This is a genomic window from Chryseobacterium sp. JV274, assembly GCF_903969135.1.
Lineage (GTDB): Bacteria > Bacteroidota > Bacteroidia > Flavobacteriales > Weeksellaceae > Chryseobacterium.
Genome location: NZ_LR824569.1, coordinates 3929662 through 3943598 on the forward strand (window position 1 = coordinate 3929662; position 13937 = coordinate 3943598).

A 13937-nucleotide genomic window follows, 5' to 3' on the forward strand; every position below is an offset into this window, starting at 1 on the left:
ATTATGCGGTTATGCTGCTGTCTATTGCCTGATTGTTCCAGGAAATATGCTGTACGTTTTTGTTTGTATCAAAATAAAAATCTATTCTACCCAAAAGAAGACCTGCCCATCCTACCTGATTGACAAGTACGTTTTTGCCCTGTCTGTTGGTATAAGATTGAGGTTCCGGTAAAAATGTATGAGTATGGCCGCCCAGGATAATATCAATATTCTCTGTATTGGCCGCTAAAATTTTATCACTTATTTTATTCGGTTCATCTTTATAATCATAACCGATGTGTGAAAGACAAATTACCAGGTCACATTTCTGCTCTTTTTTCAGATAATTTGAATAATGCTGTGCTACGTCAATGGGATTGGAATAAACGGTTTCTCCATACTGTTTTTTACCTACAAGGCCGTCCAGTTGAATTCCCACTCCGAAAATTCCTACTTTAATTCCATTCTTGTTGAAGATCTTATACGGAGAAGTTTTCCCGTCAAGAATCGTATTTTTAAAATCATAATTGGAACAGATAAAAGGAAACTTCGCATTGGGAAGTACTTTTAAAAATCCATCAAGGCCATTATCAAAATCATGATTTCCCATGGTAGAGGCATCATATTTCATCATGGACATTAATTTAAACTCCAGTTCTCCTCCGAAGAAATTGAAGTAAGGAGTTCCCTGGAAAATATCTCCTGAATCAAGAAGCAGTACATTGCTTTCCTGATTTCTGATCTGCTGAATTAAGTTTGCCCTTCTTGCAAAACCTCCCTGATTAGGATTTTTTGTATAGCTTGCATCGAAAGGTTCTATTCTGCTATGCTGGTCATTGGTATGAAGAATAGTCAGTTTATTTGCGGATTTTAAATCAAGAATTTTCAACTCTTCCGCCATCATCATATTGGGAGCTAAAGCCATTGCCAAAGATCCGCCTCCTATTGCTTTTAAAAAACTTTTTCTATCCATTACTTCTTCCCGATAAAATTTAAACGAACATCTGAATTTACTACCACTTCAGGAGCCTTCTTAAAATAATCAATAAACAGATCTCTCATTTTAATTCCTGTTGAGATTGATTCTCCTTTTGCAAAGAATTTCATGTTGTCTCCTCCCAGTGCAAGATAGTCTGAAGTAGCAATATAATAGTCTTTAGCCGGATCTACTGCTTTTCCGTTGATCAGGGATTTGATTACCTGTCCGTTATTGGTCTCAATATATAAATGAGAAACAGGATTGTTGACCTGCGTTTTTGCATAATACTCAAAAAGTCCCTGTAAATCGGCTCCTTTCATTTTCACAATAACCACCTCATTTTCGAAAGGCATTACTTCAAATACATTTTTAAGTAAAATATCACCCTTTCCGATAGTGGTACGGATTCCTCCGATATTGATCAATGCAGCATCTACATTCTGCTTAAGATGAGTTTTTATCCATTCATTACCTCCTTCAAACGTATAGTCAGCTAAAAGATTGCCCAGATTGCTGTTGTCGCCCTGCTTTGTAAGATCCGCATTCGTGTGTGAGATCTTCTGGTTCATTTCTTTATCCAGTTTTTGCTTATAAGGCTCAATAAATTTTGCAAACTCCTCATCATTTTTTAGCTCATTATTAATAGAAATATTTTTCTGGGTCTTTACATCCGCAAGTTGCAGCGTAGAAGCTGTTTTGCATGCTGTAAGGGTTACCAGGGCAATTCCTATTAACAAGAATTTATTTTTCATAATATCTTTTAGTATATGCAAATATAACTATATGTATAATAAAACATTATTATTTATTGTAAATTCTTACTGTAAATTATTAAATTTGACAAAAATAATTCTAACAGATGAGCATTTTAAAAGGAGTAGGTGTTGCATTGGTAACGCCCTTTAATGAAGATTTATCCGTTGACTTTGATAGTTTAACAAAACTGGTTGAATACAATATCGAAAACGGAACCAATTATTTGGTAGTATTGGGTACTACGGCAGAAGCCGCAACGCTTTCTGCAGAGGAGAAGAAACAGGTAATTGAGCATATCATTAAGGTGAATAATAAACGTCTTCCTTTAGTTTTGGGAATTGGCGGCAACGATACTCTTGACGTTAAGAAACAGATTGAAGAAGCAGATCTTTCTGCATTTGAAGCAGTACTTTCAGTATCTCCTTATTACAATAAACCGAACCAGGAAGGTCTTTATCAGCATTATAAAGCTTTAGCTTCCACAGGGAAGAATATTATTATTTATAATGTTCCTTCAAGAACCGGTCAGAACGTAGAAGCAGATACTACCCTTCGTCTTGCAAAGGAATTTCCTAATTTATTCCTGATTAAGGAGGCTTCACCTAATATTTTACAGTATTTTGATATTCTGAGAAAGAAACCAGAAGGATTTTCATTGGTTTCCGGAGATGATGAATATACTTTACCCGTAACACTGGCAGGAGGAGATGGTGTGATTTCCGTAATCGGGCAGGCATACCCTAAAGAATTCTCTACCATGGTACAGCTAGCTTTTGAAGGAAAAGTGAAAGAAGCTTATGCAATTCACAATAAGCTGGTAGATATTACCCGTTTGATTTTTGCAGAAGGTAACCCTTGCGGTATTAAAGTAATACTGGCTGAAAAGGGAATCATTAAAAACTTCTTAAGACTTCCTCTGGTTGCTGCTTCAGAAGGTCTTCATGCAAAAATTAAAGCTGAAATGGCAAACATTTAATAAGGAATTGAATTTTAATATCACTTTAAAATTCAGCATTTCATTATTGAAAAATATAAGGGTGAAAAGTTTAGGCTTTTCACTTTTTTTAATCATAATAATACAATAAATCATGAAATTAAGACAGGCAACAGCCGTGGATGTCCCTTTAATTCAAGATCTGGCACGAAGATCGTGGGAAAATGCCTATGCAGACATTCTTTCAAAAGAACAAATGGAATTTATGCTTTCCGAAATGTATTCTGAAACAGAAATTCTGAACCACCTTCAGAATCCTAATTACCATTATTATCTCATTCAGGATGAAAATAATGACTCTTACGAAGGTTTTATCGGATATGAACATCATTATGAAGATAAAACAACCAAGCTGCACCGTATTTATCTTGTTCCGGAGAGTAAGGGTAAAGGATTCGGCAAAAAAGCACTTCAGTTTCTGCATGAAAAAGTTTCTGAAAACGGAAATGAAAGAATTATTTTGAATGTGAATAAAAATAATGCTGCCCGAAGCTTCTATGAGTCTCAAGGATACAGGGTTTATGGGGAAGGTATTTTCGATATAGGGAACGGATTTGTAATGGATGATTACATGATGGAATTTCTAATTCACTTATCATTGACTTAAAATTTTGTAACTTTATCCTGTAATTCTATAACAAGTGACTTCTTATTTTGAATGATCTTTGCTTCAGAACCAAATCACTTATAACAATACATTCATATGCTTGGTTTTGAGCTGACACAGCTTTTTATCAGTATATTTTTTTCATCCTTAGTGTTTAAATTCCTGTATTCTTAAATACAGGAGTTTTTGCGTCTATTTGGTAAAAATAAAAAATTTGCAGCTATTTCACTTTTAAATGAAATAAATTATTATATTTACTAAATAAAACTGGCTTATATATACTAGGATGAAAATGTATGTTAAATTTGATTTCAATGCCCTTTGCAAGAAGGTATTGGACGAAAAACTTAAAGAACACGGGCTGAAGTACAGGTTGCTGAACTTCGGTGAAGTGGAATTTTATGAGCCCCTTACACAAGAACAACACAGTCTTTTTAAGAAAAATCTTGAAGATTATGGTATAGAAATCATAGAAAGTCAAAAGACTGCGTTGGTACAGAAAATAAAAGATGCTATCGTAGAACTGGTCTTTTCTGATGAGATTATACCGGTAAAAGCATCCATATATATTGCTGAAAAACTGAATCACAGCTATGGTTATCTTTCCAACCTATTTTCCGAAGTTGCTTATACATCTATTGAGAATTTTATTATTCTGCAAAAGATAGAGCACGCGAAAGCCCTGATCATAAGAAATAAACAAAGCCTTACAGAAATAGCCCATAAGCTGAATTACTCCAGTGTGGCGCATTTGAGCACCCAGTTTAAAAATACAACGGGAATCACTCCCTCCCAGTTTCAAAAGATTATTGGAAAACGAAGAAGAGCTCAAAGCACGGTAATAAACCCTAAAATGCAGTATGAATAAAGAATTTCTGAACGTAATAGTAGCAGATAACGATGAAAACACCTTGATTTTTTTTAAAAATATTTTGAAAGAGTTGAAAATCTCTATAAAAGTTCAATGCTTCTGTAACGGAAAAGATATGATGTTATATCTGAATAATGATGATGCCGTAGTTCCGGAAATTGTTTTCATAAAATACACGATCCCTGGAAAAGACAGCTTGGAATGCCTGGAAGAAATTGGAGCGAATTCAAAATTCAATAATATGGTAACGACCATTTTTTCTGAACCTATTTCGGAAAATGAAATTGAAGATATTTTTGTAAAAGGGGCCAATATTTTCATGAAAAAACCTGAGTCTTTTGAGAGTCTTAAAAAAGTACTTACAGAAATTATTACAATCAATTGGCAGTATCACACTTCAGGATTGAATAAAGATCATTTTATTCTAAAAGTATGATGAATAAAGGGATTTTTAATTTTGTATTAAGAAAGTATTAATCGTATTTGATGCATACTATTCACAAATAAGTGAAAATTTTATAACTAATACTTAAAATAATATAAAAAGGATCTGAATTAATATACTGACATTTGTAAAAGTAATCTGAGACACAAATTTCATTATATAGTAGAAGATACAGATGAATGAGAAGTAATTGTTTCTAAAAACAAAAATTATATAAATCACGATGTTAGTTAACAAAATGGATTATACTAATTTTCCAATTTTAAAGCATAGAAGATCTTTAAACAAAACGGTACAATCATGAAAACTCAAAAGTAGTTGGAGGTATTTTTATTCGTTTCATTCCCTCATCTCCAGCGAAACTCAGTTAGTTTTTATAATAAGCAAGTTGGAAAAAAATAATTCATTTTGTTTTTCATAATTTATTTTAATAGTTAAGGTTTTAGCTTATCTAAATATATATTGTTATATAGATATTTTCACACCACACCACATCACAAAATATTAAGCCTTAACTATTAAATAAATTTTTGAATATATCAAAAGTAATTTCTTCTAAATAACAGTTTTATAAGGGGGCCGCAGGAAGTATTTTCTGCGGTTTTTTTATGAAATTTTACTCCACTTGTTTTTTCCTTTGTAGTATCTGATATAATAGTTTTTAATGATCAGATTATCAGGTCTGGACAGCATCGGATCCGCTTCCAGAATTTTTTCTACCGTATTTTTTGTTGTTTTAATGATCGCCGAATCATTAATCAGGTCCAATCTCTTAAAATCAACCACACCACTTTGCTGGGTACCCAGAATATCTCCCGGACCACGAAGCTGCATATCCACTTCAGAAATTTTAAAGCCGTCATTGGTTTCAGTCATTGTCTTAATACGCGTTCTGCTTTCCTTCGACAATTTGTCTGATGTCATCAGGATACAGTAACTCTGTTCAGCACCTCTTCCTACACGACCTCTTAATTGATGAAGCTGTGAAAGTCCGAATCTTTCTGAACTTTCAATAACCATTACGGAAGCATTAGGGACATTTACTCCAACTTCAATTACTGTAGTTGCCACCATAATTTCAGCTTTTCCCGAAGCAAAATAAGCCATTGCCGCGTCTTTTTCGTCCGGTTTCATTTTCCCATGAAGCATGGTCACGTTGTATTCTGAGAAATAATCCATGACATGTTCCAAACCTTCCACCAGATTTTTGTAATCTAAGGTTTCAGATTCTTCAATAAGCGGATATACAAAATAGACCTGCCGGCCTTTTTTAATCTCATCTTTACAGAAATTATAAACATATAGTCTGTCTTTTTCACGTCTGTGAGCCGTAATGATAGGTTTTCTTCCTACAGGCATTTCATCAATCACAGAAACATCCAGATCTGAGTAAAAACTCATCGCAAGTGTTCTCGGAATAGGAGTAGCGGTCATCACCAGAATATGAGGCGGAATTTTGTTTTTGGCCCAAAGTTTAGCACGCTGAGCAACTCCAAACCTATGCTGTTCATCAATAATTGCTAATCCCAGATTTTTGAATTTAACCTTATCTTCTAAAACTGCATGGGTTCCTACCAGGATTGAAAGTGTACCATTTTCCAATTCTTCATGGATAATTCTCCTTTCCGCTGCTTTGGTAGAACCGGTCAGAATACGGATGTTGATTCCGGTTTTTTCTAACAGTTCCTTGATACCATTATAATGCTGCTGGGCAAGAATTTCTGTTGGAGCCATCAAGCAACTCTGAAAACCATTGTCCATAGCAATAAGCATGGTTAACAATGCCACCATCGTTTTCCCTGATCCTACATCACCCTGTAAAAGCCTGTTCATCTGAATCGGCCTTTTCATATCAATACGGATTTCCTTTAATACCCTTTTCTGTGCATTGGTAAGCTCAAAAGGAAGGTGGTTTTCGTAGAAATCGTTAAAATGATCCCCAATAATTGGGAAAGGGTTGCCATGAGCCTGTGTTTTATGGTGAAGCTTTTTTAAGCCATATCCTAATTGAAAAAAGAATGATTCTTCAAATTTCAACCTGTAATCAGCCTTATCAAAATGCTCTTTATCTTTCGGAAAATGAACATTCAGAAAAGCATGCTGTCTGGACATGAATTTAAAGGTTTTCATGAGGTATTCCGGAAAATTCTCTTCAATAAGACCCGGAATTTCTTTGCAGATATTTTTCAATGCATTCTGAAAAAATCTTTGACTTAATCCTCTTTTAGTTAGTTTTTCTGAACTCGGATAAATAGGTTTAAGTCTTGTATCTCCTTCTTTACTTTCTTCAGCTTCTATTTCCGGATGCGGCATAGAAAACTGGCGGTTGAAAACATTGATTTTCCCAAAAATATAAACCTCCTTGTTAATAGGAAGCTGTTCTTTCAGCCATTTTGAATACTGGAACCATACCAGATCCATGCTGCCTGTTTCATCATTGAATTTCGCAGATAATCTTTTAGTCTTCCCAGTCTGGATTTCCTGAACATGAGTGATTCTTCCCCTCAATTGTATTTCCTGGCTGCTTTCTTCCCGAAGCTGAGAAACGGTATAAATTTTACTTTTATCCAGATAGCGGATAGGGTAGAAGTTCAGCATATCTTCAACAGTAGTCAGGCCCAATACACTTTTAATAAGTTTGGCTCTTTCCGGGCCTATGCCTTTTACGTATTCTATGGAGGTTTCGAGATTCATTTTTCAGATTTCAGGATGCGGGTTTTTGAATTTTTTGATCCTTATTTTTTGACAAAAGAAATAAAGGTTCGAATTTCGGTAAAATTAAAAAGACTTCCAAAAAATTGGAAGTCTGTATGGTGAATTTTTAAAATTAAATCCGAAAATCCGGATCTCTATATTAATCTTTGATTTTAGATTTAAACTTTTTCTGGTAATCTTCCCATTGTTCTCTGGTTTTAATCTTTTTGAACAAATCTTTTGAGATCAGTTCCAGGTAGGGTTCCAGTTCTTTGGCTGATAATTCTCCCTGAAGAATGGTGATAGGATCTCCATGCTCATCCAGAAATACGGTGCTTGGAACAGCACCTACATTCATATACTGTGTAAACTCATGCAGTGAATTTTTTCCTTTTCTGTGCTCGGTATTAGGGTTTGAAAATGTTCTTCCGAAGATATCAATACTCTTTTTTTCTTCTGCATTAAACTTTACAGGATAATAATTCTCGTTCAGATTCTGAGCAATTACAGGATGTCCGTAAGTTTTTTTGTCCATTATTTTACATGGGCCGCACCAGTCTGCATAAAAATCAATCAGTATTTTTTTAGGATTTTCCTTTTGGGCTTTTAAAGCTTCCTCAATGGTCATCCACTTTACCTGGGCAAAACTGAAATTTAATAAAACTAAGAGAATTATGCTTAAAAATTTCTTCATATTGTGATATTTAGTTAAAAATAAGCATAATTACTTATTCTTTTTATTTTACATCCTGCATTAATTTTTTCACGTACGGAGATATCAAAATTAATACCACTCCGGCAATTATTGCATATAATCCTAATTGTTTATATCCATCAGTATAAGTGATCAATTCATCATAGTTGGTGGAACCTTCTTTTGCCGTAGCAAGACTGGCTCCGATAATCCCTGCAACATACTGTCCATACGCAGAAGCAAGAAACCACATTCCCATCATCATCCCCTGCAGATTCTTGGTAGACAGTTTGGTCATAATAGATAATCCGATAGGAGAGAGGCATAGTTCACCAAGAGTAATGATTAATAATGCCAGGGTAAAGAAATTCAATGAAGTAATTCCCTGAAGGTCTGCGAACAATCGGGTAGCAAATAGGGCATAATATCCTAATCCCAGGAAAATAAATCCTAATCCGAATTTAATAATGGTATTAGGTTCAATTTTTCTCTTATTCAGCCAAATCCAAAGAAGTCCGATAATTGGAGCAAGGAAAATAATAAAGAAAGCTCCTCCAGAGTTATTCACACCATTAGGGTCTAATCCGAAAAGATCCTTGTTCAGGTTCTTAGCTGCAAAAATACTTAAAGAGCCTCCACTTTGTTCGTAAATTCCCCAGAATATGATGGAGAAAATAATGAAAACCAGAGCTGCCCATAATTTTTTACGTTCTGAAGCTGTTACTTTGGACATTTCATAGAATAGATAAATTAAGGTTAATGGCCCAATGGTCCACATGAAATAATCTGTATATTCTGTCTGAGCAACCATGATCATAATAATGGGTACAAAAACCAGTGACAATACATATACTCCGTATTCTTTCCATTTTGGTATAGGAGCTGTTTTTTCTTCTGCTAAAGGATGTCCCGGCTGTAGACCAATAGTGCCCAATGTTCTTTGTGTAAATACAAAATTAATTAAACTTATCACCATTACGATCGAAGCCAGTCCGAAAGCAATATGCCATCTCATTTCTTCTGCAATAATATTACTTAGGAATTCTCCTTTACCAATGGCAATACACAAATAACCACCTAATAATGCCCCAAGATTAATTCCTGCATAGAAAAGCGAAAAGCCTGCATCAGCCCTTGAATCATTAGGTTTATAAAGTTGTCCCACCATGGATGAAATATTAGGTTTAAAGAAACCTGTACCCACTACGGTGAATGCTATTCCGAGGAAAAAGAATTTATGAGGATCTGTAGCAAGAATTAAACTTCCTACAATCATCAGGAGACCTCCCCAGAAGAGGGATTTTCTGAATCCTAAAATTTTATCGGCAAAAAGACCTCCTATAAAAGTAAAGGCATATACGAAAGCCTGAGTGGCGCCATATTGAAGGTTGGCTTCCTTTTCATGGAAATTAAGCTGTGAGATCATAAAGAAGACCAGCATTCCACGCATTCCGTAGAAACAGAAACGTTCCCACATTTCAGAGAAAAAAAGGCTCCAGATCTGTCTGGGATATTTTCCTTTGAAATCTTGTATTTCATCTAAAGTTAAGCTCATAATGATATATGATTAAGTTCTAATTAAGGGTTTTTATCTTTCTGATCCAGTTCAAAACGGATTCTGTCCTGGTCAATAATTTGTTTTAATTCTTCTTCTTTTGGGAGGTACAGCAGGTATTTGCTGGCGAATGAATTGTTTTTATCATTTAGAACGGAATACTTTACAATGGTCTCATCCTTTTCTGAGCATAGTAGAATTCCGATAGTTGGGTTATCAAATCCCTTACATTCCAGTTATTTTGTACTGACTCATTCAGATAATAGTATCTTTTATCTTTATTATCTTGGCTTGAGAGTAATCTGTAATGAGACCAGCTCAATTGTTGAGACAATGTGTCAACAATTGGAAATGCTGTGTAAAACTTCCGCATATTAGATAGGTTGGTGTAGTCAAAGCCTTTTCCAAATTCTAAAGTAAACTTTTGAGAAAGCTTTTTGAGCGTATATTTTCCGTATTCTGCACGTTCTTTTCCCTGTTGCTCATCTTCCACAATAAGTTTTCCGATTTTCCAGTAGGTGAGCAGTAAAGTAGAATTCGCTATCCGAAAAACTTTTTCGCGCGACTGCTTAATGATCTCCTTTACGGATTGGAATAAAAAATCTTCGGAAATTTCCATCGTACGAAAATAAAAAAAACCTCTGACTTAGCAGAGGTTTTATTCATATTTTGTTAATACACTTAGTTTACACCGTGCATCATTTTCTTTAAGATAGGTGAAATTAAACCTAAGATTACAGAAGCAATACCACAAAGTACTACGAATACCATGAAGAATTCGAATAAGTTGTGAATCTCAAATCCTACAAAAGTAGGGTTGTGTAATGGTAACTGAGCTTTATCAAAGGCAGCTACCTGGTCAGCTGTTAAGGTTACTTTTTTATCCAAAACATCCTGTAGGTTAACTCCTATTTCCTGTGCTTTTGTAAATTTATCACCTGTTGCAGGGATAAGAGCTCCTAATGAACCTGCCAAAGCGTATCCTGCAGCATTAGAGATAAAGAAAACACCATATAATAATGAGGCAAATCTTTTTGGAGCCAGTTTACCAACCAATGATAAACCAATCGGAGAAAGACAAAGCTCACCACAAGTCTGGATGAAATAGAGTAGCATTAACCATTTGATTGCTAATAATCCTGAGTTTCCAAGATCTTTTACATTGTGTGCAATGATAAAATAAGAAAGAGCTATTAACGCTAATCCCATTGCTTGCTTGAATGGAGATACCGGTTCTTTTCCTTTTGCTCTTAGCTTATCCCAACACAAACTGAAAGGAACTGCCAATAGAACTACGAAAATTCCGTTAAAGATCTGAACCATTGAAGGTGGCATATTCCAACCGAAAATGTTTCTGTCTGTTTGGTTATCTGCGATAAATGTTAAAGAAGAACCTGCCTGTTCGAATGCAGCCCAGAAGAAAATAATAAAGAATGATACGATATAGATTACCCAGATTCTCTGTCTTTCAATTTTGTTTTCAGCAGAACTCATGATCAGGAATGCTAAGGAAATACCGGCTGCATAGATGAATGGATAAATAATTCCTTTGATCAATTGACCCATTTCTACTGCTTTAAAGCCAAATTCTCCTACAAGAAGATATCGGAAAGCAAAGAATAAAATCACAAATATAATTCCAGTAATACCTAAAGACATTCCTGAGAATTTAGCAGTCTGCGTTTCTCCTTCTTCAAAGTCTGCACTTGTATTGTTTTTAGGCAATCCTCCGATAGGTCTTCCTTCAGGGGTTACTACATATTTATTTTTAAGGATAAAGAATGTTATTGTTCCGATTATCATTGCAATAGAAGCAGCTAAGAATCCCCATTTGAAAGCAAAGATATCTCTTACTCCAGTCGCAGCATCTTTTACGTCTCCTACGTATGGACAGATAAACTGACCTAAGAATGCTCCAATGTTGATCCCCATATAGAAAATAGTGAAAGCTGAATCCAGTTTAGACTTTTCCTGTTTTGGATAAAGACTTCCTACCATTGAGGAAATGTTCGGTTTGAAGAATCCGTTACCAAAAATAATAACGAATAAAGCTAACCACATGATCATTTTGGAACTACCCAGATCTGCGGAGAAGGTAGAGGCACTGATGAATAATAGAAACTGGCCAATAGCCATTAATGATCCACCAATAATGATTGCAAATCTGTTTCCGATATACTTATCAGCAATAAACCCTCCTAAAAGAGGTGTTAAATAACATAAAGCTAGAAATCCACCATAGATGATCGCCGCATCAGCTTCTTTTATTAATAAGGAATTTACCATGAAGAGCGTCAAAAGTGCTCTCATCCCATAAAAGTTGAAACGCTCCCACATTTCTGTTCCGAAAAGAACCCATAATCCTTTAGGATGCCTGGAATTCTTATTCTCTACAAATTCATCCGGTTTCGGACTCAATGCTTCAATATTATCCATTTCTATTGTTAATTTTTGTTAAGACTGACAAATATAGTTTATTTTGGGTTTTTGGCAAGGTTTTAATTTTATTTTTAAATAAAAAAGCTGCGGAACTATTCCGCAGCTTGCTAATCGTTATAATATCAAGGATTAATGTCCTTTTTCTTTCATAATTTTGTTCAGTCTTTTTAACATAGAAAGACCTAAAAGTGTAGCAAATATTAACAAACCGAAGTTGACAAGGAAGTAATTCGTCTTGTTTTCGTAATTATACCACGTACTTGCCAGGATTCCGGAAAGCTTATTTCCCACAGAGTTGGCAAGGAAGAATCCTCCCATCATCAATGCGGTGATCCTTGCAGGGGAAAGTTTTGAAACAAATGAAAGTCCCATTGGAGACAAACATAATTCCCCGATGGTAATTACTCCATAGCTGGCAACAAGCCATAGAGGAGATACTTTTACAGCTCCGTTATCTCCGGCCATTACTGCTAAAACCATTACCAGACAGGAAAGTCCTGAAATAAATAATCCTAAAACAATCTTGGTAGGAGTCAGGGGTTCTTTTCCTTTTCTTCTCAATAATGCCCAGAATCCAACGATCACTGGAGTCAGAGCAATAACCCAGAATGGATTGATAGACTGGAATAATTCTGTATTGTATAAATATACTTTGTTTTCAGGGTTTTTCTCAAGGGCAACACGCTGTTCAGAAGAAATGTTTTTAAAATAAACATCTTTGCCTGTTTCTTTCTTAGTTTCTCCTTTGTCATCCTTTTGAGATCTGAACTGATTGTCATAAACCGGAGTTTCTTTGTTTTCATAGCTCTTGCCTTCCACCATATAAATACCTTCCAATGGTTTTTCAAGAGAAGCAGGAACACTTCTGTCCGTATAATAATTCGCCCATCTCGTTAAAGCTGTACCATTCTGTTTGAAAACAGCCCAGAAGAACATACTGATCAGGAATACAGAAAGTAATGCTCCGATAGAAGCTTTTTCATCTGGTTTAGCTTTAAAGTAAAGAGATGCATAGAAGTAGATTACAGGTACACATGCAAAAATAAAGGCATCTGTACTGTCACTTCCAAAAATATTGTTAGGAATAAACCAACCTATTGCTCCGGCAATAATAGCAGGAACAAATACTTTAAGCATAATTTCCGAAAGCTTGGTATCTCCTTCCTGTACGGGTTTCATCTGTGCAGCATGGATATAATGCTTTCTTCCGATGGTAAAAATCACCATACCAATAAGCATTCCCACTCCGGCAGTAATAAAAGCCTCACCCCAGCCAAATTTATTACGCATAAATGCCGCAATAATGTTACAGATAAATGCTCCAATATTGATTCCCATATAGAAAATATTATATCCGGAGTCTTTATTAGCTTTATAAGGTTCCTCAGAATAAAGGTTTCCTAATAGCGTTGAGATAGTAGGTTTAAAGAAACCATTTCCAATAATAATTAATGCCAGTGAAGCATAAAACAGAGGCAAATCTTTAAACACTCCCATTCCTATATATCCGGCAGCCATTAAAAAGCCTCCCAGATAAATAGATTTAATATATCCTAAAACTCTGTCTGCCAGGAATCCACCAATGAAAGGAGTCAGATAAGTTAAGGCAATATAAGTTCCGAAAATATCATCAGCAGTTTTGTCAGGCAGTCCAAGGCCCCCTTTCATACCGGTAGGCTCAATAACATACAGCACAAAGATTCCAAGAATCAGGTAATACCCGAAACGTTCCCACATCTCCGTAAAAAAGAGGAAGGGCAGGCCTTTAGGATGTTTAGTCTTCATATATTCAATTTTCAAATTTCCCAAAAATAAGTTTTTAATTTTAATTGATAAAATAAATAATACTTGCCTAAATGATTAATGAAATAAATATAAAATCCCTTTCAAGAAAATTGAAAGGGAGGGTGATTATTCATGAATG

General features: G+C 35.1%; 13 protein-coding genes. 4 read left to right on the plus strand and 9 right to left on the minus strand.

The window, feature by feature from the left end:
* Window position 1 precedes the first annotated feature (1 nt).
* On the minus strand, window positions 2-952 hold the full coding sequence (locus CHRYMOREF3P_RS18225; RefSeq protein ID WP_077413958.1) for a bifunctional metallophosphatase/5'-nucleotidase: 951 nt from the start codon (window positions 950-952) through the stop codon (window positions 2-4).
* On the minus strand, window positions 952-1710 hold the full coding sequence (locus tag CHRYMOREF3P_RS18230; protein ID WP_175627197.1) for a 5'-nucleotidase C-terminal domain-containing protein: 759 nt from the start codon (window positions 1708-1710) through the stop codon (window positions 952-954). Before CHRYMOREF3P_RS18230 ends, CHRYMOREF3P_RS18225 begins: the two co-directional genes overlap by 1 nt.
* A gap of 107 nt (window positions 1711-1817) precedes the next feature.
* On the opposite strand from CHRYMOREF3P_RS18230, the gene dapA reads away from it, so the two are divergent.
* From dapA to CHRYMOREF3P_RS18250, 4 genes are all read left to right on the plus strand, one after another.
* Complete coding sequence (gene dapA / locus CHRYMOREF3P_RS18235; RefSeq protein WP_077413960.1) at window positions 1818-2690, plus strand: 4-hydroxy-tetrahydrodipicolinate synthase; 873 nt, start codon at window positions 1818-1820, stop codon at window positions 2688-2690.
* A 112-nt stretch (window positions 2691-2802) separates the two neighbouring features.
* Window positions 2803-3315: a GNAT family N-acetyltransferase gene (locus CHRYMOREF3P_RS18240; protein ID WP_077413961.1), complete on the plus strand. Its 513-nt coding sequence runs from the start codon at window positions 2803-2805 to the stop codon at window positions 3313-3315.
* Between the two features lie 286 nt (window positions 3316-3601).
* Window positions 3602-4183 carry a helix-turn-helix domain-containing protein gene (locus CHRYMOREF3P_RS18245; RefSeq protein ID WP_077413962.1) on the plus strand — a complete coding sequence of 194 codons (582 nt, stop codon included), beginning with the start codon at window positions 3602-3604 and terminating at the stop codon, window positions 4181-4183.
* On the plus strand, window positions 4176-4622 hold the full coding sequence (locus CHRYMOREF3P_RS18250; RefSeq protein ID WP_077413963.1) for a response regulator: 447 nt from the start codon (window positions 4176-4178) through the stop codon (window positions 4620-4622). Before CHRYMOREF3P_RS18245 ends, CHRYMOREF3P_RS18250 begins: the two co-directional genes overlap by 8 nt.
* Window positions 4623-5237: 615 nt before the next feature.
* Here CHRYMOREF3P_RS18250 and recG read toward each other — a convergent pair.
* The 7 genes from recG to CHRYMOREF3P_RS18285 all read right to left on the minus strand — a co-directional run bounded on the left by recG (window position 5238) and on the right by CHRYMOREF3P_RS18285 (window position 13798).
* Window positions 5238-7325 (minus strand): ATP-dependent DNA helicase RecG, encoded by a 2088-nt coding sequence (gene recG / locus CHRYMOREF3P_RS18255; RefSeq protein WP_180565200.1) that lies wholly within the window; start codon window positions 7323-7325, stop codon window positions 5238-5240.
* A gap of 160 nt (window positions 7326-7485) precedes the next feature.
* Window positions 7486-8019, minus strand: coding sequence for a thioredoxin family protein (locus CHRYMOREF3P_RS18260; protein ID WP_077413965.1), 534 nt, complete (start codon window positions 8017-8019; stop codon window positions 7486-7488).
* A gap of 43 nt (window positions 8020-8062) precedes the next feature.
* The gene (locus CHRYMOREF3P_RS18265; protein ID WP_077413966.1) at window positions 8063-9574 is read right to left on the minus strand and encodes a peptide MFS transporter; all 1512 of its coding nucleotides are present in this window, start codon (window positions 9572-9574) and stop codon (window positions 8063-8065) included.
* A gap of 23 nt (window positions 9575-9597) precedes the next feature.
* On the minus strand, window positions 9598-9810 hold the full coding sequence (locus CHRYMOREF3P_RS24415) for a PDDEXK nuclease domain-containing protein (RefSeq protein WP_180565798.1): 213 nt from the start codon (window positions 9808-9810) through the stop codon (window positions 9598-9600).
* Window positions 9738-10193: a DUF1016 N-terminal domain-containing protein gene (locus CHRYMOREF3P_RS18275; RefSeq protein WP_180565201.1), complete on the minus strand. Its 456-nt coding sequence runs from the start codon at window positions 10191-10193 to the stop codon at window positions 9738-9740. Before CHRYMOREF3P_RS18275 ends, CHRYMOREF3P_RS24415 begins: the two co-directional genes overlap by 73 nt.
* A 62-nt stretch (window positions 10194-10255) precedes the next feature.
* Window positions 10256-12010 carry a peptide MFS transporter gene (locus CHRYMOREF3P_RS18280; RefSeq protein ID WP_180565202.1) on the minus strand — a complete coding sequence of 585 codons (1755 nt, stop codon included), beginning with the start codon at window positions 12008-12010 and terminating at the stop codon, window positions 10256-10258.
* Window positions 12011-12142: 132 nt separating this feature from the next.
* Window positions 12143-13798, minus strand: a complete 1656-nt coding sequence (locus CHRYMOREF3P_RS18285) for a peptide MFS transporter (protein ID WP_077413969.1) — start codon at window positions 13796-13798, stop codon at window positions 12143-12145.
* Window positions 13799-13937: the final 139 nt, after the last annotated feature.

What these genes read in the sequence shown, in the direction of transcription:
- CHRYMOREF3P_RS18230 (WP_175627197.1), bottom strand. Translation starts at nt 1,710, where the DNA reads ATGAAAAATAAATTCTTGTTAATAGGAATTGCCCTGGTAACCCTTACA.
- recG (WP_180565200.1), bottom strand. Translation starts at nt 7,325, where the DNA reads ATGAATCTCGAAACCTCCATAGAATACGTAAAAGGCATAGGCCCGGAA.
- dapA (WP_077413960.1), top strand. Translation starts at nt 1,818, where the DNA reads ATGAGCATTTTAAAAGGAGTAGGTGTTGCATTGGTAACGCCCTTTAAT.
- CHRYMOREF3P_RS18285 (WP_077413969.1), bottom strand. Translation starts at nt 13,798, where the DNA reads ATGAAGACTAAACATCCTAAAGGCCTGCCCTTCCTCTTTTTTACGGAG.
- CHRYMOREF3P_RS18280 (WP_180565202.1), bottom strand. Translation starts at nt 12,010, where the DNA reads ATGGATAATATTGAAGCATTGAGTCCGAAACCGGATGAATTTGTAGAG.
- CHRYMOREF3P_RS18265 (WP_077413966.1), bottom strand. Translation starts at nt 9,574, where the DNA reads ATGAGCTTAACTTTAGATGAAATACAAGATTTCAAAGGAAAATATCCC.
- CHRYMOREF3P_RS18260 (WP_077413965.1), bottom strand. Translation starts at nt 8,019, where the DNA reads ATGAAGAAATTTTTAAGCATAATTCTCTTAGTTTTATTAAATTTCAGT.
- CHRYMOREF3P_RS18250 (WP_077413963.1), top strand. Translation starts at nt 4,176, where the DNA reads ATGAATAAAGAATTTCTGAACGTAATAGTAGCAGATAACGATGAAAAC.
- CHRYMOREF3P_RS18225 (WP_077413958.1), bottom strand. Translation starts at nt 952, where the DNA reads ATGGATAGAAAAAGTTTTTTAAAAGCAATAGGAGGCGGATCTTTGGCA.
- CHRYMOREF3P_RS18245 (WP_077413962.1), top strand. Translation starts at nt 3,602, where the DNA reads ATGAAAATGTATGTTAAATTTGATTTCAATGCCCTTTGCAAGAAGGTA.
- CHRYMOREF3P_RS18240 (WP_077413961.1), top strand. Translation starts at nt 2,803, where the DNA reads ATGAAATTAAGACAGGCAACAGCCGTGGATGTCCCTTTAATTCAAGAT.
- CHRYMOREF3P_RS18275 (WP_180565201.1), bottom strand. Translation starts at nt 10,193, where the DNA reads ATGGAAATTTCCGAAGATTTTTTATTCCAATCCGTAAAGGAGATCATT.